Annotated in this window: 24 protein-coding genes and 1 pseudogene; 11 read left to right on the top strand and 14 right to left on the bottom strand. The window is 54.5% G+C overall.

Translation table 11 applies throughout. From position 1 onward, the window contains the following. Nucleotide 1 precedes the first annotated feature (1 nt). From E2F51_RS19680 to E2F51_RS19665, 4 genes are all read right to left on the bottom strand, one after another. Complete coding sequence (locus E2F51_RS19680; RefSeq protein ID WP_013202517.1) at nt 2-1,291, bottom strand: lysine N(6)-hydroxylase/L-ornithine N(5)-oxygenase family protein; 1,290 nt, start codon at nt 1,289-1,291, stop codon at nt 2-4. 10 nt (nt 1,292-1,301) lie between these two features. Then, a complete protein-coding gene (locus tag E2F51_RS19675; protein WP_134824310.1) occupies nt 1,302-2,855 on the bottom strand; it encodes an aspartate aminotransferase family protein in 1,554 nt (517 codons plus the stop codon). Between the two features lie 420 nt (nt 2,856-3,275). Beyond that, nucleotides 3,276-4,718, bottom strand: coding sequence for a pyruvate kinase (pyk, locus tag E2F51_RS19670; RefSeq protein ID WP_013202515.1), 1,443 nt, complete (start codon nt 4,716-4,718; stop codon nt 3,276-3,278). Nucleotides 4,719-4,823: 105 nt separating this feature from the next. Continuing rightward, a complete protein-coding gene (locus tag E2F51_RS19665; protein WP_134824309.1) occupies nt 4,824-5,696 on the bottom strand; it encodes a MurR/RpiR family transcriptional regulator in 873 nt (290 codons plus the stop codon). A 376-nt stretch (nt 5,697-6,072) separates the two neighbouring features. On the opposite strand from E2F51_RS19665, the gene zwf reads away from it, so the two are divergent. Together zwf and E2F51_RS19655 are read left to right on the top strand one after the other, a co-directional pair. Continuing rightward, entirely contained in the window at nt 6,073-7,548 is a 1,476-nt protein-coding gene (gene zwf / locus E2F51_RS19660; protein ID WP_053142710.1) for a glucose-6-phosphate dehydrogenase, read from the top strand. Between the two features lie 205 nt (nt 7,549-7,753). Continuing rightward, nucleotides 7,754-8,392, top strand: coding sequence for a bifunctional 4-hydroxy-2-oxoglutarate aldolase/2-dehydro-3-deoxy-phosphogluconate aldolase (locus tag E2F51_RS19655; RefSeq protein WP_134824308.1), 639 nt, complete (start codon nt 7,754-7,756; stop codon nt 8,390-8,392). Nucleotides 8,393-8,462: 70 nt separating this feature from the next. Here E2F51_RS19655 and purT read toward each other — a convergent pair whose 3' ends face one another. Continuing rightward, nucleotides 8,463-9,641, bottom strand: a complete 1,179-nt coding sequence (gene purT, locus E2F51_RS19650) for a formate-dependent phosphoribosylglycinamide formyltransferase (RefSeq protein WP_134824307.1) — start codon at nt 9,639-9,641, stop codon at nt 8,463-8,465. 137 nt (nt 9,642-9,778) lie between these two features. Here purT and E2F51_RS19645 point away from each other — a divergent pair, with 137 nt between their 5' ends. After that, on the top strand, nt 9,779-10,186 hold the full coding sequence (locus tag E2F51_RS19645; RefSeq protein ID WP_134824306.1) for a YebG family protein: 408 nt from the start codon (nt 9,779-9,781) through the stop codon (nt 10,184-10,186). Nucleotides 10,187-10,293: 107 nt separating this feature from the next. On the opposite strand, the gene E2F51_RS19640 is transcribed toward E2F51_RS19645, so the two are convergent. Beyond that, on the bottom strand, nt 10,294-11,121 hold the full coding sequence (locus E2F51_RS19640) for a sugar phosphate isomerase/epimerase (RefSeq protein WP_134824305.1): 828 nt from the start codon (nt 11,119-11,121) through the stop codon (nt 10,294-10,296). 223 nt (nt 11,122-11,344) lie between these two features. Between E2F51_RS19640 and E2F51_RS19635 the strand changes: the two genes are divergently transcribed. Both E2F51_RS19635 and E2F51_RS19630 read left to right on the top strand, forming a co-directional pair. Beyond that, nucleotides 11,345-11,998: a tellurite resistance TerB family protein gene (locus E2F51_RS19635; protein ID WP_105759789.1), complete on the top strand. Its 654-nt coding sequence runs from the start codon at nt 11,345-11,347 to the stop codon at nt 11,996-11,998. Nucleotides 11,999-12,126: 128 nt separating this feature from the next. Further along, the gene (locus tag E2F51_RS19630) at nt 12,127-14,193 is read left to right on the top strand and encodes a prolyl oligopeptidase family serine peptidase (protein WP_134824304.1); all 2,067 of its coding nucleotides are present in this window, start codon (nt 12,127-12,129) and stop codon (nt 14,191-14,193) included. Here the strand turns inward: E2F51_RS19630 and exoX are convergent. The 3 genes from exoX to E2F51_RS19615 form a co-directional block, all read right to left on the bottom strand. Next, nucleotides 14,190-14,855 carry an exodeoxyribonuclease X gene (exoX, locus tag E2F51_RS19625; protein ID WP_134824303.1) on the bottom strand — a complete coding sequence of 222 codons (666 nt, stop codon included), beginning with the start codon at nt 14,853-14,855 and terminating at the stop codon, nt 14,190-14,192. The two genes, E2F51_RS19630 and exoX, sit on opposite strands and share 4 nt — an antisense overlap. 12 nt (nt 14,856-14,867) lie before the next feature. After that, nucleotides 14,868-15,626, bottom strand: coding sequence for a carbon-nitrogen hydrolase family protein (locus E2F51_RS19620; protein WP_013202505.1), 759 nt, complete (start codon nt 15,624-15,626; stop codon nt 14,868-14,870). Between the two features lie 84 nt (nt 15,627-15,710). Then, nucleotides 15,711-15,941 carry a DNA polymerase III subunit theta gene (locus E2F51_RS19615; RefSeq protein WP_013202504.1) on the bottom strand — a complete coding sequence of 77 codons (231 nt, stop codon included), beginning with the start codon at nt 15,939-15,941 and terminating at the stop codon, nt 15,711-15,713. Between the two features lie 163 nt (nt 15,942-16,104). Between E2F51_RS19615 and yobA the strand changes: the two genes are divergently transcribed. Genes yobA through E2F51_RS19600 form a run of 3 tightly spaced genes read left to right on the top strand, consistent with a single transcriptional unit; the run spans nt 16,105 to nt 17,749 of the window. Next, nucleotides 16,105-16,470 carry a CopC domain-containing protein YobA gene (yobA, locus tag E2F51_RS19610; RefSeq protein WP_134824302.1) on the top strand — a complete coding sequence of 122 codons (366 nt, stop codon included), beginning with the start codon at nt 16,105-16,107 and terminating at the stop codon, nt 16,468-16,470. 1 nt (nt 16,471) lies between these two features. Beyond that, nucleotides 16,472-17,350, top strand: a complete 879-nt coding sequence (gene copD / locus E2F51_RS19605; protein WP_134824301.1) for a copper homeostasis membrane protein CopD — start codon at nt 16,472-16,474, stop codon at nt 17,348-17,350. A gap of 60 nt (nt 17,351-17,410) precedes the next feature. Beyond that, a complete protein-coding gene (locus E2F51_RS19600; protein WP_134824300.1) occupies nt 17,411-17,749 on the top strand; it encodes a YebY family protein in 339 nt (112 codons plus the stop codon). 407 nt (nt 17,750-18,156) lie between these two features. Here the strand turns inward: E2F51_RS19600 and E2F51_RS19595 are convergent, their stop codons facing one another. Both E2F51_RS19595 and E2F51_RS24335 read right to left on the bottom strand, forming a co-directional pair. Continuing rightward, a complete protein-coding gene (locus E2F51_RS19595) occupies nt 18,157-18,474 on the bottom strand; it encodes a DUF1493 family protein (protein ID WP_371732193.1) in 318 nt (105 codons plus the stop codon). A gap of 5 nt (nt 18,475-18,479) precedes the next feature. After that, a pseudogene (locus E2F51_RS24335) lies at nt 18,480-18,620 on the bottom strand (STM2901 family protein); the annotation flags it as partial. A gap of 70 nt (nt 18,621-18,690) precedes the next feature. Between E2F51_RS24335 and E2F51_RS19590 the strand changes: the two are divergent. Beyond that, nucleotides 18,691-18,936, top strand: coding sequence for a hypothetical protein (locus E2F51_RS19590; protein WP_134824298.1), 246 nt, complete (start codon nt 18,691-18,693; stop codon nt 18,934-18,936). Nucleotides 18,937-18,960: 24 nt separating this feature from the next. Here the strand turns inward: E2F51_RS19590 and E2F51_RS19585 are convergent, their stop codons facing one another. Then, the gene (locus tag E2F51_RS19585; protein ID WP_134824297.1) at nt 18,961-19,878 is read right to left on the bottom strand and encodes a pyridoxal-phosphate dependent enzyme; all 918 of its coding nucleotides are present in this window, start codon (nt 19,876-19,878) and stop codon (nt 18,961-18,963) included. Nucleotides 19,879-20,053: 175 nt separating this feature from the next. Further along, nucleotides 20,054-20,893 carry an MBL fold metallo-hydrolase gene (locus E2F51_RS19580; RefSeq protein ID WP_134824296.1) on the bottom strand — a complete coding sequence of 280 codons (840 nt, stop codon included), beginning with the start codon at nt 20,891-20,893 and terminating at the stop codon, nt 20,054-20,056. 309 nt (nt 20,894-21,202) lie between these two features. On the opposite strand from E2F51_RS19580, the gene E2F51_RS19575 reads away from it, so the two are divergent. Both E2F51_RS19575 and E2F51_RS19570 read left to right on the top strand, forming a co-directional pair. Further along, the gene (locus E2F51_RS19575; protein ID WP_013202496.1) at nt 21,203-21,502 is read left to right on the top strand and encodes a hypothetical protein; all 300 of its coding nucleotides are present in this window, start codon (nt 21,203-21,205) and stop codon (nt 21,500-21,502) included. A gap of 262 nt (nt 21,503-21,764) precedes the next feature. Beyond that, entirely contained in the window at nt 21,765-22,412 is a 648-nt protein-coding gene (locus E2F51_RS19570) for a metallophosphoesterase (protein ID WP_134824295.1), read from the top strand. Here E2F51_RS19570 and rsmF read toward each other — a convergent pair whose 3' ends face one another. Continuing rightward, nucleotides 22,413-23,849, bottom strand: coding sequence for a 16S rRNA (cytosine(1407)-C(5))-methyltransferase RsmF (rsmF, locus tag E2F51_RS19565; protein WP_134824294.1), 1,437 nt, complete (start codon nt 23,847-23,849; stop codon nt 22,413-22,415). Between the last annotated feature and the right edge of the window lie 77 nt (nt 23,850-23,926).

The raw sequence follows: 23,926 nt of genomic DNA, 5'->3' as shown, positions 1-23,926 counted from the left end.
ATCAACGTTCCGATTTGGCCGGGAAGGTCTGGAAAGCGATTTGGCGTTCAACCGGGTAGACTTCCCGGCCAGCCAGTTCGCGCAGTAAAACGGAGTTGCGGTAGCACGCCATGCCGAGGTCTGGTGTGACAAATCCGTGGGTATGCAGCTCGGCGTTCTGCACAAAGACCTGATTGTTGTGGTCGATGCTGTAGTTGCGCTGCACGTCGTAGCGGCCTTTTTCATCCCAGCGTAAGCGGCTGGAAATGCCTTCAATAAACATCGGCGGACGGTAGTGATACCCGGTCGCCATCACCAGACCTTCCGTCCGGCGGGTAAACGGCCGGTCCTGCTCCTGCTGATGCAAGGAAAGCTCAAACTCACCGCCCGGCAGCCAGCGCATATCCTTCAGTTCGGAATGGGTGAACAGGTTGACGTTCAGCTCACCATCCAGCTGCTTCACATACATCAGGTCATAGATGTCATTGATCAGGCTGCTGTTGATGCCTTTATAGAGGTTTTTATGGCGTGCATTTAGCGCGTCACGTTTCTCTGGCGGCAGATCGTGGAAGTAGTCGATCCACTCTGGCGAGGTCATCTCCAGCGTCAGCTTGGTGTACTCCAGCGGGTAAAAGCGCGGGGCGCGCGTCACCCAGTTCAGCTGGTAGCCGTGGCTGTCGATATCCGTCAGCAGGTCGTAATAGATCTCTGCCGCGCTCTGGCCGCTGCCCAAGACGGTAATTGAGCTCTTCTTCTGCAACTCCGCTTTGTTCACCAGGTATTCACTGGAGTGCGTAAAGCGTTCGCGATACGGGCGGCTGCAGTCTGGCATCCACGCCGCAGGACCGGTGCCCAGTACCAGATGGCGTGCCAGCCACTCCTTCGGCTCTCCGCTTTGCGAATCCACCGAACGGATGCGATAGCACTGCTGGCTGTCGTCATAACTGACGTATTCCACACGGGTGTTCCAGCGCAGGTTGCTCAGCTGCGAACAGGCCCACTGGCAATACTGGTTGTACTCTTTGCGCATCAGGAAAAAGTCTTCCCGGATATAAAAAGAGTACAGCTTGCCTTTCTGCTTCATGTAATTCAGCAGGCTGTAACGGCTGGTCGGATCGGCCAGCGTCACCAGATCGGCCATAAACGGCGTTTGCAGATGGGCGCTTTCCAGCATCATGCCGGTGTGCCAGTCAAAGCCAGGATTCTGGTCGAGGAACACCCCGTTCAGGCCTTCAACCGGTTCGCTCAGGCAGGCCAGACCAAGGTTAAAGGGGCCGATGCCGATACCAACAAAATCATAAATCGTAGTCATAGTAGGGATCTCACTGATTAGCCGCGTTCAGCGCAGAATGGCGAACCTGTTCGCGACCGTAATGAACGATCAGCGCGATAACATCTTCCAGGTCTGCGGCTGTGGTGGTCGGGTTCAACAGGGTAAATTTCAGGTACTGGCGGCCGTCGACTTTGGTGCCAGCAATCACCGCATTACCGGAGCGGAACAGCGCTTTACGGATATTGGCGTTGATCTCATCGACGGTGGCCTCGCTCATGCCGGGACGTGGCACATAGCGGAAGATTTGGGTGGTCAGTTCCGGCGCATGCAGCACTTCAATGGCCGGATGAGCGCTCAGCAAAGTGTGCGCGGTTCGCGTCAGATCGATGATCGAATCGAACGCTTCACCCAGGGCGGCAGGGCCCATAATGCGCAGCGTCATCCACATCTTCAGCGCATCGAAACGACGGGTGGTCTGGATACTTTTGTTCACCAGGTTAGGCGTGCCTTCCTGCTGCGCGCTGAGCGGATTGAGGTAGTCTGCGTGGTGAGTGACATGGCTCAGGTGCTGCTTGTCGCGAACGAAGAAGGCACCACAGCTGACGGTCTGGAAGAACGATTTGTGGTAATCCACCGTCACTGAATCGGCTTTCTCAATGCCGTTCAGCCGCTGGCGATGCTGCTCAGAGACCAGTAAGCCACAGCCGTAGGCCGCATCCACATGCATCCACAGGCCGTAATGTTTGCAAAGATGCGAGATGGTTTGCAGCGGATCGATGCTGCCAAAGTCGGTGGTGCCGCTGGTGGCAACCACGGCAATCGGGATCAGGCCTTCCTGATGGCAGCGCTGAATTTCCTGCTCCAGCTTCATCGCGTCCATGCGGTAGTGATTGTCGTAATCCACCGGGATCACCGCGTCGTAGCCCAGGCCCAGGATCGCCATCGATTTCTGAATGCTGAAGTGGCTCAGTTTCGAGGTAAATACGCGCCATTTGCTGGCATCGTGCGGCAGCCCCTGATGTTTGATCAAATGACCCGGATGATGTTCAGCACACCAGCTGTCTCGCGCCAGCAGCATCGCCATCAGGTTGGACTGCGTGCCGCCACTGGTGAAGATGCCGTCAGAATGATGCGGTAAGCCGATGCGGCTAAGGGTCCAGTCAATCACCTTCTGTTCGATCAACGTGCCGCCAGCGCTCTGATCCCAGGTATCTACCGAGCTGTTAACCGCCGCCATAATCTGTTCGGCCAGCAGGGAAGGGAGCACCACCGGGCAGTTCAGATGGGCAACGTATTTTGGATGGTGGAACCAGACGGCATCACGCAGGTAGAGCTCCTTCAGCTCTTCCAGCGCCGCTTCGTTGCTGCCCAGCGGGGAGTTCAGATCGACAGCGTTAAATTTTGGCGCCAGTTCGTGAGGAAGAATGCCGCTGAACGGTTTTTCCACGTTGGCAATGGTATTCGTCAGCAACGTCAGTACGTCCTGTGTTTGCTGATCCCACGAGTCCAGTTGCCGATCGTTGAAAATGTACTCCTGGACTCCAGCAGTTTCTGACGACAGGTGCAGACGAGGCACCGGCTGAGTTTGTGAACGTAAGACCATAGCAATTCCTTAAAAAAAGACGTAGTGAGCCCTGCCATCCCAAAAAAAGGACGACGTTATGCGCCTGACGGCACGGCGTCAGTTCAGATTTATTAACGGTTTTCCAGGGTGGTAAAAACCCTAATGGCACATCAATCCAGTGGTTTTAGCTTAACTTAACTAAAATAACTCCTGTTTGTGTGGTTTTGTGGCGTTAAAGTACCGTTTGTTATTGAGGATGAGATTATAAATAGTAATCATTATCATTCAATAGGATTATTGTGACAGGAGTGTTATAAGCATTGTTAATGTTAAAAGTGTGATTCAGATCACAAAAGAGCCGTTAAGGGCTGCAAAAGGCCAGTCAAAGGACTATGGGGAGTGCGGCGGGGGGATAAGAAAAAGTTATTGAGCCTTGCAGCTCAATAACTTGGGGGAAGGTTATTCTACGCGAAGCACGCGGCTGGTGTTGGTCGTACCCGTGGTACTCATCACGTCACCCTGAGTCACGATCACCAGATCGCCGGACATCAGGAAGCCTTTATCACGCAGCAGGTTGGTGGCGTCGTGCGCTGCCGCCACACCGTCGTTGTTGCTATCAAAGAACACCGGCGTCACGCCACGATACAGCGCGGTGAGGTTCAGCGTACGCTCATGACGCGACATGGCGAAGATGGGCAGGCCAGATGTAATACGCGAGGTCATCAGCGCGGTGCGACCGGATTCGGTCATGGTGATAATCGCGGTCACGCCCTGCAGGTGGTTAGCGGCATACATCGCTGACATCGCAATGGCTTCTTCGATGTTATCGAACTGCACGTCAAGACGGTGCTTAGAGACGTTGATGCTTGGGATTTTCTCTGCGCCCAGGCACACTTTTGCCATCGCGGTGACGGTCTCCGCTGGATACTGTCCGGCGGCGGTTTCAGCGGAAAGCATTACCGCATCGGTGCCATCCAGCACGGCGTTAGCCACGTCCATCACTTCGGCGCGGGTTGGCATTGGATTGGTGATCATCGACTCCATCATCTGGGTCGCGGTGATCACCGAACGGTTCAGCTGACGGGCACGGCGGATCAACGCTTTCTGGATACCGACCAGCTCCGGATCACCGATTTCAACGCCCAGATCGCCCCTTGCCACCATCACCACGTCGGAGGCCAGGATGATGTCATCCATCGCTTCCTGTGAAGCGACGGCTTCTGCACGTTCCACTTTCGAGACGATTTTTGCATCGCAGCCAGCGTCACGAGCCAGGCGGCGGGCGTAATTCAGGTCTTCACCACAGCGCGGGAAGGAAACGGCGAGGTAATCACAATTGATTTTCGCGGCGATCAGAATGTCCGCTTTGTCTTTCTCGGTCAGTGCTTCAGCCGACAGGCCACCGCCAAGTTTGTTAATGCCTTTGTTGTTGGACAGCGGGCCGCCGACGGTGACTTCGGTAAACACTTTCATGCCCTGAACTTCCAGTACCTTCAACTGCACACGGCCATCATCCAGCAGCAGCAGGTCGCCAGGCACCACATCGGCCGGCAGGCCTTTATAATCGATGCCGACTTTTTCTTTATCGCCTTCGCCTTTACCCAGGCTGGCATCGAGCAGGAAACGATCGCCTACGCTTAAGAAGACCTTGCCTTCTTTAAAGGTGGAAACACGGATTTTCGGACCCTGCAAATCGCCGAGGATTGCCACGTGGCGGCCCAGTTTCGCGGCAATTTCGCGGACTTTGTTTGCACGCAGAATATGATCTTCTGCGGTGCCATGTGAGAAGTTCAGGCGAACGACGTTGGCACCCGCAGCGATGATTTTTTCGAGGTTATTATCACGGTCGGTAGCGGGGCCTAAGGTCGTTACGATTTTGGTTCTTCTGAGACGTCTGGACATGTATGACTCCGTTGACTTTGAAAGGGAGGTTGCCTGAGCAATCCCTGAAAAGGTTCACTCTATTTTATAGGATCAGGCCGGGTACAGCGACCTGTTGCGGACCGGCTAACGGCGTGAGAGGGCCACTAACGGGTCTTCTTTATCAAATCTCGATTCTTTCAGTGCCGCCTTGACCCGCTTCAGATTGTCGCGGAACTTTGCGCCACGTCGCAGGGTAAAACCGGTGGCGAGCACATCTATTAATGTCAGTTGCGCCAGCCGGGAGACCATCGGCATATAAATATCCGTGTCTTCCGGGACATCCAGCGTCAGCGCCAGCGTGGCCTCACGGGCCAGCGGTGAATCCGCCGAAGTGATAGCCAGCACGGTAGCATCATTTTCCCGCGCAAGCTGAGCCAGTTCGACTACGTTTTTAGTGCGGCCGGTGTGGGAGATTAACACCACCACATCGCCTTCCGTGCTGTTGATGCAACACATTCGCTGCATCACAATATCATCGGAATAGATGACAGGCACATTGAAGCGAAAAAATTTATTCATCGCATCGTGCGCCACGGCGGCAGACGCGCCGAGGCCGAAGAAGGCAATTTTTTTCGACTGAGTCAGCAGGTCCACCGCACGGTTAATGGCGGTAGCATCCAGGCCGTTGCGAACGCGATCCAGCCCGGCCATCGCGGACTCGAAAATCTTGGCGGAGTAGGCTTCCACGCTGTCATGCTCTTCCACATTGCGGCTGACATACGGCGTGCCGTTGGCCAGGCTTTGCGCCAGCTGCAGTTTGAAGTCGGGGAAACCTTTGGTTTGCAGGCGATGACAAAAGCGGTTCACCGTCGGTTCACTGACTTCTGCTTCTCTGGCCAGAAGCGCGATGCTGGCATGGATGGCCGAGCCCGGCGAGGCAAGAATTACCTCCGCCACTTTGCGCTCGGATTTGCTAAGGTGTTCCAGGTGAGCCTGGATTTTTTCCAGCATATTCATAACGGCGTCCACTCATACATTCTGACGATTTCAATCACAGGAGAAATCGATGTCAATTTGTAGAGAATATACAGCGCGCCGATCGGCTTCGGGCAGGGGCATTGCACGTCAGGCCTGCCTTTTTTATCAGACTTTGAACTGTGTCTAACTTTCACAGTTGTAAATGCAGTAACAAAAAAGTTTAAAAATTACGCACAAACTGCCCGTTCACTGCGCGGGAAAGTTCAGACAATTGCATACTCTGTGCTGGAGGCGTGCTGCCAGGTTTACGTGGACCCGGCAAAAGCAGTACATTGTATTGAAAGAAAATTACAATAAGAGCCTGACTGCTTACGGATTATACGGGTCAGGCTTATCCTGCAACGAGGAGAATATAATGGCGGTTACACAAACGGCCCAGGCATGCGATCTGGTCATTTTCGGTGCCAAAGGCGACCTTGCGCGCCGGAAACTGTTGCCTTCCCTGTATCAACTGGAAAAAGCCGGTCAGATCCACGAAGAATCCCGCATCATCGGGGTGGGTCGTGCAGACTGGGACAAAGCAGCCTACACCAAGGTAGTGCGTGAAGCGCTGGAAACCTTTATGAAGGAGAAGATCGATGAAGCGCTGTGGGACAAGCTCAGCAGCCGACTCGATTTCTGTAATCTTGATGTGAACGACGCCGCGCACTTTGCCAAACTGGGCAAAATGCTAGACCAGAAAAAACGCGTCACCATCAACTACTTCGCAATGCCGCCAGGTACCTTTGGTGCGATCTGTAAAGGTCTGGGCACCGCCAAGCTCAATGCACAGCCTGCCCGTGTGGTGATGGAGAAGCCGTTAGGCACCTCTCTGGCAACCTCTCAGGAGATCAACGATCAGGTCGGTGAATACTTCGAAGAGAACCAGGTGTTCCGTATTGACCACTATCTGGGCAAAGAAACGGTCCTCAACCTGCTGGCACTGCGCTTTGCTAACTCCCTGTTTGCTTCAAACTGGGATAACCGCACTATCGATCACGTGCAGATTACCGTGTCGGAAGAAGTCGGTATCGAAGGCCGTTGGGGTTACTTCGACAAAGCCGGCCAGATGCGCGACATGATCCAGAACCACCTGCTGCAGGTTCTGACCATGATTGCCATGTCACCGCCTGCGGATCTCTCTGCAGACCGTATCCGCGATGAGAAAGTGAAAGTCCTGCGTTCACTGCGTCGCATCGACCATACCAACGTGCGCGATAAAACCGTGCGTGGTCAGTACACCTCTGGTTTTGTGCAGGGCAAAAAAGTGCCTGGCTATCTGGAAGAAGAAGATGCCAACAAATCCAGCAGCACCGAAACCTTCGTTTCTATCCGCGTGGATATCGACGACTGGCGCTGGGCGGGCGTTCCGTTCTACCTGCGTACCGGTAAGCGCCTGCCGGTGAAATGTTCTGAAGTGGTGGTGTACTTTAAGAACCCGGCACTGAACCTGTTCAAAGATTCCTGGCAGGAGCTGCCGCAGAATAAACTGACCATTCGTCTGCAGCCGGATGAAGGTGTGGATATTCAGATTCTGAACAAAGTCCCGGGTCTGGATCACAAACACAACCTGCAAACCACCAAGCTGGATCTGAGCTTCTCTGAGACCTTCAACCAGTCTCACCTGGCAGATGCTTACGAGCGCCTGTTGCTGGAGACCATGCGCGGTATTCAGGCGCTGTTTGTCCGCCGTGATGAAGTTGAAGAAGCCTGGAAGTGGGTCGACTCCATCATGGAAGCCTGGGCTGGCGATAACGAAGCGCCTAAGCCTTATCAGGCAGGGACCTGGGGACCGGTTGCCTCTGTGGCGATGATCACCCGCGATGGCCGTTCCTGGAACGATATCGGCTAATCGCCCATCACCGCCGGCTCTCAAGCCCCGTCTCTGCTACGGGGCTTTTTTTTGCGCAGGTGAGAGCAAAAACCGTCGTAAAGAAAAATGAACCGTAGTTTTAAAAATCCGCATTAGCGCATGGACGCAGGGAAGGGCAATCCTGTATGGTAGAGGCTGTATTCCTGTCCTGACGCCGCGCGCGTCGCTTTGGAGAAGCAGAAAGATGACTAACTGGAAGACCAGCGCCGAGCAAATCCTCACCACTGGCCCTGTGGTGCCGGTAATTGTGGTAAACAAACTTGAGCACGCGGTGCCGATGGCGAAAGCGCTGGTGGCGGGCGGAGTGAAAGTATTAGAAGTCACGCTGAGAACACCCTGCGCGATGGATGCCCTGAAAGCGATGATCCGCGAAGTGCCGGAAGCCATTGTGGGTGCGGGCACGGTACTTAACGTCCAGCAGCTGAAAGAAGTGACCGGTGCCGGTGCGCAGTTTGTTATCAGTCCTGGCGTGACCGAATCGCTGTTACGCGCAGCGGTTGATGGCCCGGTGCCGTTGATTCCTGGCATCAGCACGGTGTCGGAACTGATGACCGGTCTGGATTATGGCCTGCGTGAATTCAAATTCTTCCCGGCTGAAGCCAACGGTGGCGTGAAGGCGCTGCAGGCGATTGGCGGCCCGTTCCCTCAGGTGCGTTTCTGCCCGACGGGCGGCATTTCGCCGGCCAACTACCGGGACTATCTGGCGCTGAAAAGCGTGCTCTGTATTGGTGGTTCCTGGCTGGTTCCGGCTGATGCGCTGGATGCAGGGGATTACGATCGCATCACCCAGCTGGCCAGAGAAGCGGTAGCGGGCGCGCGATAAGACGTCGGAGCAGGCAAAAAACAAAAGGGATGGCACAGGCCATCCCTTTTTTGTTGGCACGAAAGCGCGTTTATCCGCTGACTTTCACACCGGCTGCACAGGTAATCGCGCGCTGTACCGCATCATCGATGTTCTCGCCCGTGGCCAGCGCCACGCCCAGACGGCGCTTGCCCCGAACTTCCGGTTTGCCGAACAGACGCACCTGCAGACCGGCGCCCAGCACGCCGCCCAAATTGGCAAACTGTACGTTATCGCTGTCCAGTTCTGGCAGGATCACCGCAGATGCGGCGGCGCCGTACTGACGAATGCCGCCAATCGGCAGACCGAGGAAGGCACGCACGTGCAGGGCAAATTCGGACAGGTCCTGAGAGATAAGCGTTACCATGCCGGTGTCATGTGGGCGAGGGGAAACTTCGCTGAATACCACCTCATCACCACAGACAAACAGCTCAACACCAAACAGGCCGTGGCCGCCCAGCGCCTTAACCACTTCTTCGGCAATCTGCTCAGCACGTTGCAGCGCGAGGGCGCTCATCTGCTGCGGCTGCCAGGATTCACGGTAGTCGCCATCTTCCTGACGGTGGCCAATCGGCGCACAGAAGTGAATGCCGTCTACCGCGCTGATGGTCAGCAGGGTGATTTCGAAATCAAACTTCACCACACCTTCAACGATTACCCGGCCAGCACCGGCACGTCCGCCTTGCTGCGCGTATTCCCAGGCGGCATCCAACTGTGACGCTTCGCGGATAAAGCTCTGGCCTTTGCCTGACGAGCTCATCACCGGCTTCACAATGCACGGGAAGCCGATTTCGTCAGCCGCCTGATTAAACGCCTGCTGGCTGTCGGCAAAGCGGTAGGTGGAGGTGGGCAACGCCAACTCTTCTGCCGCCAGGCGACGGATACCTTCGCGGTTCATGGTCAGGCGGGCAGCGCGGGCGGTTGGCACCACGTGTTGACCCTGTTTTTCCAGCTCAATCAGCATATCGGTGGCGATGGCTTCAATTTCTGGCACGATGTAATCCGGGCGCTCGAGCGCAACCAGCGCTTTCAACGCTTCACCATCCAGCATGTTGATGACATGGCTGCGGTGCGCCACGTGCATAGCGGGTGCATCGGCATAACGATCGACGGCGATCACTTCAACGCCAAGACGCTGGCATTCCAGCGCCACTTCTTTGCCCAGTTCACCTGAACCTAACAGCATTACGCGGGTTGCGGCAGGGCGCAGCGCGGTACCAAGAGTGGTCATAATCTCTACCTGATTGGAGGGAAAAAACGCGCGCAGTATAAACGAAAACGATTGCGCGTACATCCGCTTTCCAGGGTTGAGCAAAAAAGACCCGTCTGTTATACTGTATAAAAATACAGTTAACTGAGGTGTGGACTATGGCTGTTGAAATCAAATATGTTGTCGTCAGAAAAGGTGAGGAAAAGATGACATTCGCCAGTAAGAAAGAAGCCGACGCGTACGATAAAATGCTCGATATGGCAGAAGCCTTTTCTGACTGGTTGAGCGTGGCACCTCTGGACATGGAAGAACCACAGCGTGAAGCGTTGGGCATGTTCCTGGCGGAGAATAAAGACGCCGTGCAGCATATTCTGCGCACCAGCAAGATGCCTGAGACGAGCGAGTCCGCCGCCGCGGGTAATGATGCTGAACCGACTGTTGAACTAGACAGCGCTGAAGCTGCAGCAGATGAACCGACTGAAGAGTCCGGTGCGGAAGAGCCGGAAGCCTCAACGGGCAAAGCGGCCAAAGCAAAACCGGCTGCACGAACCGTTAAAGCGGCCTGATTCTTTTTACTTCATCACAGTATGTGGCGCGCAGGGTATTTTTCCCTGGCGCGCCAGAAACTTCGCCTTAATTCTTCCCTGTTAGTGACTTCCTCCACCGGCTACCGTTAACGATCGTCGCCGGATAACACCTTTTTCAACGACTGCAGCGCTTTGCTGGCCACCTCTGCCGGCGGCAGTTGATGATAACGATCGCTGAACACTTCCAGTCCTATCGGGCCTGAATAGCCTTGCTGATGAAGATAGTCAGCCAGAGATGAAAGCGGGAAATTCCCTTCGGCTGGCAATAAACGCTGATGGCGTGCCACATCCACCAGATGATCGTGGCTGGGAAGGGTAACCAGGTCGGACAGCTGGACCAGGAAGATCTTATCCATCGGAATCCCCGCCAGATCGTCCACCGTACGGTTCAGCACGAAAATGTGAAAAGCATCCACCACCAATCCCAGATTGGGTTCATTGACCTTTTGCACCAGCTGCCACGCCGCCGCCGTGTTGTTGATATGCGTGCTCCAGGCCATGGCCTCAAAGGCCACGCGCAGGCCACGTTTGCCTGCCTGACGGGCCAGCCAGCGGATATCTTCCTCTTCCCGATCTGCAATGCAGCCCTGATGGGTTGATGCAGGCGTCAGCAAGGTTGTTGCGCCCAGTTCAACGGCGGTATCCAGCATCTGCAGGGCTTCCTGGCGTTTACTCTCTCGCTGATCGTCTGGCGCGCCGTCAAAATCCAGCAGCACCTGGTAATCCGTCAGGGCCAGGCGGTGGTTATCCAGTAATCTGGCCACATCACTGGCATCGCCGCTGGCTGCCTCCACGTCCTGACGCCAGAGCTCAACCTGATCAAACCCGGCCTGGCTGGCAGCCTTCAACTTCTCTTCTGTGCTGCCGCCAAGCAGAACCGTATTGATAAACAGCGGATTATTATTGAATCTCATGATGATTTTTCCCTTACGCCAGTGCTTTAAAAAAACAAATCCAGTCGGTTCAGCCGCCGCTTTTGGCGAAGCATTATGAACCAGAAGGTTCGACTGGTGGGCTAAGTATAGCTGACGGCTTAGCATCAACTGGCCGTGAAGGTTTTCCAGGCTTTTCCTGCTTTGACGCTTCTTGACGCAAGTCGCTCTATGCTGGTTGTTTTCCGCTGAAGAAGGAAAGGCAATGAGTAACTGGCTGCAACAGATTCAAACGGTACTGGGAGGCAGTAAAGACGGCAAAGGCGGCGGTGAAGGCCTGAGTAAAATGCTGGCACCGGGCGCGCTTGGCGGACTGGCCGGTTTGCTGATTGCCAGCAAATCCTCCCGTAATCTGCTGACCAAGTATGGCAAAAATGCGCTGATTATCGGCGGTAGCGCCGCAGCAGGTGCCGTACTGTGGAAAAAGTATAAGGATCGGGTGAGCGAAACCCATCAGGATCAGCCGCAATTCGGTCAGCAGCAGTCACCCGTCGATCGCCGGGCAGAGCGTCTGGTGCAGGCGCTGGTCTTCGCCGCGAAAAGCGACGGGCATATTGATACCCAGGAACGACAGGCCATTAACGAGCATATCCATCAGTCCGGGCTTGGCGCAGATGGCGAGCGGCTGATACAGCAGGCGATTGATATGCCGCTTGACCCACAAAAACTGGCCGTGGACGTGAAAAACGAAGAAGAGGCGCTGGAGGTCTATTTCCTCAGCAACCTGGTGATCGACGTCGACCACTTTATGGAGCGCAGCTACCTTCAGGCGCTGGGTGATGAACTGAAAATCCCTCAGGACGTGCGCGACAGCATGGCAGAAGATATTAAAGCCGAAAAGCTGAAGCTTACCGCCTGATCCTGCTTTCGGGGTGACGCTTGCGTCACCCCGTCACACTATTTTTCCAATCTCCTGCCATTGCGCTTGGCAATCTTGATAACAACTGCCACCCTTAGCCTATGTGATTGATCCAACGGGGCTGAACCATGCATAAACCACCAATTGCCAAAAAAATTCCTTTCGATATGACGCTCCACGGAGAAACCCGCACCGATAATTATTACTGGCTGCGCGATGACAAGCGGGAAGATCCTGCGGTCCTCGACTACCTGAAGGCCGAAAATGCCTATGGTAAAGAGATCATGCAGTCGCAGCAGGCGCTGCAGGAGACGGTGCTGAAGGAGATTATTGACCGCATTCCCCAGCGCGATCACTCGGTCCCTTACGTCAGAAAGGGTTACCGCTATCAAAGCCGTTATGAAGAGGGCAATGAATACGCCATCTATACGCGCCAGCCTGAAGAGACCACTACGCCTGATCAGTGGGACGTGTTGCTGGACGGCAACCTGCGTGCGAAGGACAGCGATTTTTATACCCTCGGCGGCGTCGGCATCACCGGCGATAATAAAATCATGGCGGTGGCAGAGGATTTCCTCTCACGTCGTCAGTACGGCATCCGCTTCTGCAATCTGGAAACCGGAGACTGGTACGAAGATGTGCTGGAAAATGTCTCATCCAGCCTGACCTGGGCCAGCGACAACCGTACGCTGTATTACGTGAAGAAAGATGAGCAGACGCTGCTGCCTTATCAGGTCTGGCGCCATACGCTGGGTACGCCTGTGCAGGATGACCAGCTGGTGTATGAAGAGCTGGACGATACCTTCTACGTCGGCGTGCACAAAACCACCTCGGAAGACTATATCCTCATCTCCCTGAGCAGCAGCACCACCAGCGAAGTTCTGCTACTGGATGCCGCTGACCCGAATGCCGAACCGCAACTGTTCTGCCAGCGCCGAAAGGATCACGAATATGGCGTTGATCATTACCAGCATCAGTTCTATGTGCGTTCGAATCGTGAAGGCAAAAATTTCGGTCTGTACCGGACCGCTGCTTTCGCGGAAGACAAGTGGCAGACACTGATCCCGCCACGGCCTGACGTAGTGCTGGAAGATTTCAGCCTGTTCCGTGACTGGCTGGTGGTCGAAGAACGTGAAGGTGGGCTGACCAGCCTGCGCCAGTTCCACTGGCTGACCGGCAAGGAGTCAGGCATCGCCTTTGACGATCCGGCCTATGTCACCTGGCTTTCCTACAATCCCAGCCCGGAGACCAGCAAAATCCGTTATGGCTACTCGTCAATGACCACACCGGACACGTTGTTTGAGCTGGATTTGGACAGTGGCGAGCGCAAGGTGCTGAAACAGGCTGAGGTTAAGGGCTTTGATGGCAGCAACTATCGCAGTGAACGTCACTGGATCACCGCCCGTGATGGCGTTGAAGTGCCGGTTTCCCTGGTCTATCACCGCGACCACTATCAGCCGGGCAAAAATCCGCTGCTGGTGTACGGCTATGGCTCTTATGGCAGCAGCATGGATGCCGATTTCAGCGCCAGCCGCCTGAGCCTTCTGGATCGCGGATTCGTCTTTGCCCTGACGCATATTCGCGGTGGCGGAGAATTAGGGCAACAGTGGTATGACGATGGCCGCCTGTTAAACAAGATGAATACCTTCAACGACTTCATCGATCTGACCGATGCGCTGGTGGCACAGGGATATGGTCATCCTGATAAGCTTTATGCGATGGGCGGCAGCGCCGGTGGCCTGCTGATGGGTGCGGTGATCAATATGGCGCCTGACCGGTTCCATGGCGTTGTGGCGCAGGTGCCGTTTGTCGACGTTGTTACCACCATGCTCGATGAATCCATTCCGCTTACCACCGGGGAATATGACGAGTGGGGCAATCCGGCGGAAGAGCAGTATTACCGCTACATTCGTCAATACAGCCCGTATGATTGCGTTACTGCTCAGGCCTATCCGCATTTGTTGATCACCACCGGTCTGCACGATTCCCAGGTACAGTACTGGGAACCGGCAAAATGGGTGGCGAAGCTGAGAGAGCTGAAAACGGACCATAACCTGCTGATGATCTGCACCGATATGGACTCAGGACACGGCGGTAAATCAGGACGCTTCAAGGCTTACGAAGGGGTGGCGCTGGAATACACCTTCTTGATCGCGCTGGCGCAGGAAACGCTCAGCGCGGGCAACGCAAACTAATCCTCAGCTGACAACGCGCGTTCCATCGCGCTGCGCAGATCGGGCTTAAGATCCGGGATATTTTTCAGCATCCATTTGAGGTATCCCGGATCGCGTTTCGCCACATCATCAATTTTACTGCCACGGTATTTGCCAAACGGGAAGGTGGTGCTTGAGCCTTTCACCAGCATTCTGCGGATCATCTCGGCAGCATCCCAGCCGGAATAATCCATAATGCGGATCAGCAGGGCGGCAGTGACATAGCAGTCGTACAGCGCCCGGTGCGCGTGAAGATCGGCCGGAGGGGTAACCTCCAGCTTCAGCGTTTCGCGCAGTGCCTGGTTGCTGTATTTGATGCCTGGCCATAATCCGCGTGCCAGGGTCATGGTACAAATCCACTCTCCGTGCATTTCGGTCAGCATCCGCCGGTCGAAGCTGGCGTTGTGGGCGACGTAATAGGGACTGCCGTGATAACGACCGATGGCGTGCTCGATAGGCGGCTTATCCGCGACCATCGCTTCGGTGATGCGATGAATCGCCATTGCATGTGGGCTGATTGGCCGGTCAGGGCAGATCAAATCACTCATCGGATTGACAATCTTGCCATCAATCACATCGACCGACGCCACTTCCACAATTCCACCCTGCAGACCGCAGGTTTCGGTATCTATCACGCGTAACATTATGCGTCCCTTTTAAAAAACTGGCGGGTAGCGTAACGAATGCACCTCTCCTTGCCAATCATTACCCGTTCTTCTGGCAATGACTAACTGTTCACCTTCGCCGCCGGCGACCACCTGTCTGCCGCTTTCATCCCACAGCGCACTCTTGCCCGCGCTTTGATAACCGCCGGTGGGCAGGGCATGGTTGGCCATCAGCACGGCCATTTTGTAGTCGCGTGACCAGCGCGCCAGGTATTCACAATCATTGTGATAGCCCTTTTCCGAAACCAGTACGCCAGTGGCATACAGGTTGGCGCCACGTCTTGCCGCGTCGCGGGCATACTCTTCCACGCTGATATCCGCGCAGATCGCCATGGCGACATGATGACGCTGATAACCAAACAGCGGCACGCCTTCACCCGCGGTAAAGAACAGCTTCTCATCACCAAACAGATTGCGTTTGCCGTAGGCCACCTTGGTGCCATCCGGCAGGAAAGCCACGGCGCTGAGCAGAATATCCTCGCCGTTAACCAGCGGCAGGCCGATGACAATCGACATTTGATGGGCAGTTGCGGCATCGGCAAACACCTGCAAACGCGGATCGTCCAGGGTCATGGCCAGAGTGGGCACCAGGGAGAGTTCATAGCCGGTGAGGGAAAGTTCAGGGAAGATCAGTAAATCGATGTGATGGGATGCAGCCTGAAGAATGAATTCAAGGTGGCGGGAAATGTTCCAGGTGATGTCACCCGGTCGCGAACCTGATTGAGCAGCAGCGATACTCCAGACAGACATAAGCTCTCCAGCAAGGCCTCATTGAGGCCATCATCACAACCGAAGCGGTGAATAAAGACAAGAGATATTAAGTCAAATTGACGGCTATTTTAGTTTTGGTTCGTAAGGTAAGCGCGAGAGGCTCAGTGAAGCCTGGCGATATTGCGTCAGACGCTGACGGAACCAGTCACGTAATGCTTCCGGCTGCTCGCGCTCAACCATTTCGGCAATTACCGGCATGTTATAGCGTTCTTTAAACGCCACACCTGCAGCGGCCAGGTCAACGTTAACCTTATCTTTTTCTTCCTGCGGCCAGTTGGCCAGATTTTGAGTCATCAGCTTTCTCCTGTTACGGCGGCAAAAATATAGCAGTTAGTGCACTTTCGCAAGCCTGGGTCTGCTTAGCGCCGTTATCGGCTCGACACATTATTTTAAGCGGGGTATCCTTTCGGCCTCATCGCAGCTATCGGGCTGCCAAGGACAGGATGATACGACTATTATGCGTAAGTTCTCTATGGTTTTTGCTCTGGCGTTGACCGCTGCCGCCTTCTCTCAGCAAGCTTCTGCACATGCTCATTTGAAGAGCCAGTATCCCGCCGCGAATGCGAATGTTGAAGCCTCTCCTCAGGCGTTAACGCTGACGTTCTCTGAAGATATCGAACCTGCTTTCAGCGGCGTGGTGATCCTCGACGGCAATCAGAAAGCGATCCCAACCGCGAAAGCTGAGCGCGCACCAAAACAGCATAACCAGCTGATTGCGCCCTTACAGAAGCCGTTGCCCTCGGGTCATTACCTGGTGAACTGGCATGTGCTTTCGGTAGACGGACATAAAACCAACGGGAACTACAGCTTTAGCGTGAAGTAAGATGTCCCTCAGCACCTTTTATATACTCTGCCGCTGGCTGCACTTTGCCGCGCTGATGTCGCTGGCAAGCGGCAGCCTGTATACCGCATTGATGGCGCCGGCCCGTTTTCGATCCTATCTGGCGGGACGTTTTCGCCTGTTATTGAGTTGCAGCGCGATAACGGCGTTGATTACCGCCGTTATGCTGCTCGCCGCCCAAACCGGGCTGATGGGCGATGGCTGGCAGGACTTGGGCAATACGGACGTCTGGCTGGCGGTATTGCAGACCCGTTTTGGTCAGGCCTGGCAATGGCAGCTGATCGCCGCCTTGTTGGGCGTGGCGGCATTGCTGCTTCAGGGCCGTATTCGTCAGCAGCTGTTATTGCTGAGTGGAGTAGGGCAGCTGGTGGGCCTGGCCTTTGTCGGACATGCCGCGATGCTGGATGGCGCGATGGGCATGCTGCAACGCACCAATCAGGCCGTGCATTTGCTCTCGGCGGCCTTCTGGGCCGGTGGATTGCTGCCGGTGGCACTGCTGATGAAAGACGCGCGACAGATGGCGACACGCTATGACGCGATCCGCACCCTGATGCGCTTTTCACGCTACGGGCATCTGGCGGTGGCGCTGGTGGTGATCAGTGGCGTGATCAACGCGCTATTGCTGCTGGGCTGGCCACCGGCCAGCTTTCAGCTCTACAGCCAGCTGCTACTGATTAAGACGCTGCTGGTGGCGTTGATGTGTGCGGTCGCCCTGTTTAACCGTTACTGGCTGGTGCCACGATTTCAGCGTAGCGGTGAGAATGCCCAACATAAATTCCTGCTGACCACGCTGGCTGAGCTGTTGCTCTCGGCGTTGGTTTTGCTGCTGGTCAGCGTGTTTGCCACGCTTGAACCGGCCTGATACTGATTATTTCTACCGCCTGCACACGGCAGGCGTTATCCAGAGAGGGTTTGCACCACCATGAAAAAATTGGCCAGTCTGATGATTGCACTGAGTTTTTGTTCCAGCGCCATGGCGGCGGAGATTATCACCGTAAGTCGTTTTGAAATGGGCAAGGATACCTGGCCTTTCGACCGCGAAGAAGTGATGTTGACCTGTGCCAAAGGCAATGCGCTGTTTGTTATCAATCCAAGCACGCTGGCGCAGTACCCAATCAACGACGTCGCCAGCGCTCTGGTGAAGAGCGGGCAGGCGAAAGGGCAGAACATCAGCATTATCCAGAGCGACGACCGACAGCATCCGGGCCAGAAAAAGAGCCTGACGCCGATTATCGAGCGCACTCAAAAGCTGTGTAACTAAGCCGAAAAAGTCACGCCAGAGATTCACTTCATTACGCTGTCTTGCCGCCTGGCAAGGCAGTTCGCCTGTTTCTGCCGCCATGATCACAGAGCCAACAAGTTTATAGCAAGCCGTTTACAACTGGCTGGAAAATCCCCACGCCTGTACTACCTTTTAAAGGGCAAGGCGACATAGCCTGCATAAATGCCAACTTTTAGCGCACGGCTCCCACAAGGAGCCATTTCCCTGGACCGAAGATAGGAATCGTCTTCGGTCTTTTTTTTGGTTGGTATTTGGAACAGCGACAACACGGCACCTGATGCGCCTGGTAAATTGGGTGCGATTAGATAGTCGGGTTGGGTGAGACCCTGCATCCGATTGTCGTTTACTGGTAGAAAAACAGGCAAAGCATATCGCCCTTATGTCAGTTATTCGAATAGCCAGCATCCCGCATTTGCAGACTCAATAAACATTTCCAGGGTAAGTGGCTTTTTGCCCTGATTCTCCGGCTTGCGCGAAAAACACGAAGGAGTTTTCCAGGGAAAATACGAGTTAAGCGTAAAACCTTTGGATTGCACGTTAAATTCCCTGAAGAATTTCTCAGACATTTCAGCGATATCGTCGGCTTCATAGAGTTCTTGTAAGATATCACCATCTTTGATGTCGATTTTATTGAGAAGGAACGTCGTCACTATTGGTAGCTCACGCCGTACGAACTCCCTTACTGAAGCAGCTGTATCATACATATCACTCACCAGATTTTATCCTGAGGGCGCACAAGAAGATTATAACGATGCACAGTACGAAAGCTGATTTGTGCAATATCCTTGCCCAGAATGACCCATCCCAACACTGGCACGGTACGGCCTACAAACGCGCCCAGATTCGCTATTTTTTATGGATCTTTCCCCACAAATAGTGTCTTTTAACAGCCAAGAAAATCGTCTTTCAGGGAGCACGTGATGATCACCGTTTTAGCGCTATTGGGTTTGATTTTGGGCGCATGGTCTGTTCGCAGTATCTGCATCAAGCAGCAAAGCAACATCAAGAAGCTGGTTAAATCCTTCGTTGCCGCATTCTACTTCCTGGCATTTGGTGGGCTCAGCAGTGAGGATATCAATAAAATGCCTGTCGCTATCGTCATGCTGTTACTCGGTGCGGCAATACAGTGGTATGCAAATCGCCGCGATAAAACCCCTGAAGAATAATGCATCCGGCAGGGGCTCAATAACTTAGCGAGTAGGCTGATACTCCATCAGCATTTCATGGGTAACCGACGCCCCGCCGCAGACAATCACCAACACGTTATCTTCAGGGTTGAAGCCGATCCGGTTTTTATACATCAACGATAAAGACGCGCCACACGCAGGTTCAACCAATACCCGATGATCGTTAAGGAACAGTTTGCAGGCTTCGACCGTTTCGTCGTCGGACACCAGCAAACTCTTCACATCAAACTGCTGACTAACGTTAAATGCATTTTCGCAAACCTGACTCGCCGCCAGCGTGGTGGCAATGCCGCTGACCTGTTCAAGCCTGACCAATTTATTCGCCTCCATCGACGCATTCAGCGAGGCCGTACCAAAGGTTTCCGCAGCATATATCGGGATGTTTTTAAGCTGATGTTTTTCCAGCCCCAGCGCGATACCCGATAGCAAACTGCCGCCGCCCACCGAAAGCACTACGGCATCCGGTGTCACGCCAGCGTCAATCACTTCATCGATCAGGGTGCTGATGCCTTGCCACAACAGCGGGTTATCAAATGGATGCACATAGACGTTGGTATCGGAAGTTAATGACAAGGCATGATCGTTTGCTTCACTCCAGTTGCGACCATGCACAATCAGCTGGGCGCCTTCCTGCAGGATCAGCTGCCGTGCGCGGGACGAGGTCGTCTCGGGTACTACCACCGTCACCGGGATATTTAGCTGTCGGCCACTGTGGGCTACCGCGATGCCGGCATTACCGCCTGACGAACTAACAAACCCTTTGGCACCTTTGGCCGCATAAAACTGGCAGGCGTGGCTGGCGCTGCGCAGTTTGAATGAGCCGCTCGGTTGAGCCGACTCCATCTTTAGCCAGACGTTACACTGGTTTAACTGACTCAGCGGGAGGGAAGAAATCAGGGGCGTGTGCAGCGAAATAGTCATCGTGTGAGGTGTGCCTTATATGCGACTTTCCAACAGGTTAGCCTCAAACAATAGCTTTTCACCGTTGGAAAGTCATCAGGCGAATACCTTTGAGGTTATCGTCGACTGCATCCTGCTGAACGGTTGGCGCTAACGATTGCTGACAGCGCCGAAGGCAAGCTAAACGCAGAACGCGCTACACAAAGGTCCAGATAAAGCGGTCGTTGTCTTTGGTAATGCGTCCGGCCGATGTGCGATCGAAATGGCTGGTAAAGACCGTCGCGTTTTCAGTTGCGGCAAACTCCAGCAGCCAGCGGCGAGACTCGGCGGCCAGTGGACCGTTGCCGCAGAACATGGAGTTCCACTGCGGATGGGCCACCTGAATGGCTGAGTGCATCACGTCGCCCAAAAAGATCGCCGTTTCTCCTTCGGTGACGAAGGCAATGCTCATATGTCCCGGGCTGTGCCCCGGCGTTGGATAGAAGACGATACCGGGCAGATATTCGGTGATTTCATCGGGCAGGGTAACCAGACGGCGCGCATCAATGATCGGCTGCACGCTGTCATCAAATACCACTCTGCGTGCCGCTGCGGCTGGAGAGGTCATAAAGGTGACTTCTGCCTGCGGGCAAACCCAGGTAGCGTTGGGGAAGGTGGGGATCCAGCTATCGCCATTCGGCACCGTATTCCAGCCAACATGATCGGTATGCAGATGCGTGTGCAGCACATAATCCACGTCTGCCGGATCGATCCCGGCGGCAGTCAGATTCTCCATCCACGGGGAATTCAGCTGGTGGAACAGCGGACTGAAAGGCCGATCTTTGCCATTACCGGTGGCGGTATCGATCAGCATGATGCGGTTAGGGGTTTCGACCAGCCAGCTGTGAACGCTCATGTTCACTGGCATATCGGCTTGCTCAGCAGGCGACTCATCACCCGACGTGGGGAACAGTTTCCCCTGCGGCACGCTGAACATCTGTTCAGTCAGGCGGGTGATTTTCAGTTTGCCGATAGTGTAAGACGCCTGCTCAGTCATTAATTTACTCCGTTATGGTAAAGCCCCCGGATGGCCCGGGTGATGACGCTGAAATATCCTGCAGGGTCAGACAGCGTAAATGCGCCTGGATTCCCCGTAAGCGTAAATAATGATATTTAACGTTTGATGACGGCGCACAGGTCGAAAGTCTCGTCTGCAGGGGACCTAAACACCCTGTTGAGCTCACAATCCAGCCAAAGCCACAGGTTTTTACCCTTTATCTTGTTTATCCCGCGCCAACACTCTACCCTCAGTGGGCAACAACGATACGCGAGTGACGCGTCCACCGTTCGGCCTGGAGCCAACTTGATGAAAAGCGACAAAGAGATTTCGATAGACCAGTTTACCGATGCAGAGAAGGAGCTGGTGGCGGCAAAGGTTAAGACCCTGACGTTAAAGATGAGCCATGTGCCAAGTAAGAAAGAAGAAAAGGAAATTCAGAAAGAGGCCAAGCGTCTGGTGATGAAGGATCGTGTGGTAAAAGAGACCACCAAAGCCGTGATAGCGAAGAAACCGCGCAAGGCGTCTTCGGCTAAAGAGAGTGAAGTTAAAGAGTTCAACTGGTCAGCTTCACTAAGCAAAAACCCGCGCGCATTAAAAGCCAAATAGTGCCGCCCGCTACAGCGTCAGCCGGGTGCCAGCCCCGAGCGTCTGACGCTGTCAGCATTACCCCACAATAATTAAATGCACCAGCCGGGCTAATACCTCAATAATCAACAGGCTCCCAGCCGTAATTAACGACAGCGTGATATAAAACTGTTTGCGATTGCTCATGAGTGTGAGAAGTCCCAATCCCCGAATAGCCTATACTGTAGTCGTTATTTCCTAAACGGACTGTCAATGTTTCCAGTAAATGTGCTCAGGGTGGATCATGCTGTACCAATATCTTAACGGTGAAAACTGGCGTCATATTTATCTGGTAGGTGATTTGCATGGCTGCAGAACCTTGCTGGATGAACAACTGCTAGCCCGTCAATTTGATACAGAGAAAGATTTACTGATTTCCGTCGGTGACTTAATCGATCGCGGCCCGGACAGTCCGGCTTGTCTGGCACTATTACAGGAACCCTGGTTTCGCAGCGTGCGCGGCAATCATGAAGAGATGGCACTCAGCGCGCTGACCAGTGGATTGCATAAGCAGTGGGTGTTTAACGGCGGTGACTGGTTCTATAAGTTGAAAGGCGTCGACATGATTGCAGCTAAGCATGCGATCAATCACTGCCGGACGCTGCCGCTGATTATGCATGTGCAGCTGGACCAACGCATCGTGGTGGTTGCGCATGCCGATTATCCGGCAAATCATTATGCATTTGGCGCCGAAGTCGACGGCAATGAGGTTGTCTGGAGCCGCCAGCGCATTGAGCAATTACAGAACGGAAAAGGGCAGGCCATTTCCGGAGCCGATGCGTTCTATTTTGGTCACACGCCGGTCCAGAGACAGCTCGATGCCTACAATCAACACTACATTGATACCGGCGCCGTTTATGGCAACCGGTTAACGCTGGTGCAGATCCAGTAATCAGGCGAACAGCTTGCCATCACGCACCAGTTCGCGCGGATAGTTGTTTTTAATCCGGCTGCCGACTTTCTTCGCCAGACCAATCTGCTGCTGCTGACAGGTGAGGATCAACTCATCCGCAGGCAGATCCCGTTCCGGATAAATATCCCGCCCGCGATACCACTCTTCTGCTTCCGCTAACGTCAGCTCAAAACGGTTTTTAGCGTCAGGCTCAGCCAGCGCAATCACCGCTTCGTGCTGCCAGCGATAGCCTTTAGTGAACGTCTCAGCCAGCTTCAGACCAATGCGTGAGAAGCGCACTCTGACCAGCAGCGGCTCAATGGCTAACGGGAACAGCCAGATCTCTTTGTCACGCTCCCATAATGTATGCGTTTTGCTGTCCCAGCTGAGGCCGGATTTGGCGGCGGCGGCGATAATTTCCTGCTGCTCTTTGCGTTTTACCGGGAAGAACGGGAATTTACCCAATTTGTAATTGGGTGTCGGTAATGCCGGCACGCTTTCCAGCTTACGCAGGCGGGCTACGAAGAAGCCTTCGCTGTCAAAGATCTGAGGGAAGACGTGCAGGAATCCTTCTGGCGTCACGGCCTGCTCTGCGCCGGGGAACAGCTCGTTCAGCGGTTCAATCTCTACCGCACCCGGATATTGCTGCTGCAGCCAGGCGATCACCTGCTGATTTTCAGCGCGATTAAGCGTACAGGTGGAATAAATCAGCGTGCCGCCGGGCTTCAGGGCATGAAAGGCACTGTCGATCAAGTCATGCTGCGTGGCAGCAATCTCTGCGGTGCTTTCAACGGACCAGTTACGTAGCGCATCGGCATCTTTGCGGATCACCCCTTCGCCCGAGCACGGGGCGTCCAGCAGAATGGCATCAAAAATTTCCGGCAGTGCGGCACCAAACACCCGACCATCGAAATGGGTCATTGCCGTGTTGCTGACGCCACAGCGGCTGAGATTGGCATGCAGCACCTTCACCCGGCTGGCAGAGTATTCGTTGGCAAGAATGGCACCCTGGTTGCCCATCTTAGCTGCGATCTGCGTGGTTTTAGAGCCTGGCGCGGCGGCGACATCCATCACCGTTTCAGGCGTCGGACAGCCGGAAAATAAGGCGCTGACCGGCAGCATTGAGCTGGCTTCCTGAATATAGAACAGGCCAGAGAGATGCTCAGCGGTGCTGCCCAGCGGCAGCGTGTCGGCATCGTCACGGGAAATCCAGAACCCTTCTTCACACCATGGGATCGGCGTCAGTTGCCACTGATATGGGGCAACCAATGCCAGAAAATCCGCGACGCTGATTTTGAGCGTGTTTACCCGCAGGCTGCGGCGTAAGGGCTGATGACTGATAGCGATAAAACGCTCGAATTCTGCGACATCTGGCAGCAATTCGCGCATCTGGTTTAAGAAAGAGTCGGGGAAGTACACGCGTGAGGAAGAGGACACTGAAAAATTCCGCTGGAAATAAGTGGGGGCGAGTTTATCACATCCTGCCAGCTGAAAAAAAACGGGCAGCTCAAGGC

This window comes from Erwinia sp. QL-Z3, from assembly GCF_004551645.1.
GTDB lineage: Bacteria > Pseudomonadota > Gammaproteobacteria > Enterobacterales > Enterobacteriaceae > Erwinia > Erwinia billingiae.
Note: the sequence above shows the minus strand (reverse complement) of the source record. Positions and strands in the feature narration are given on the sequence as shown.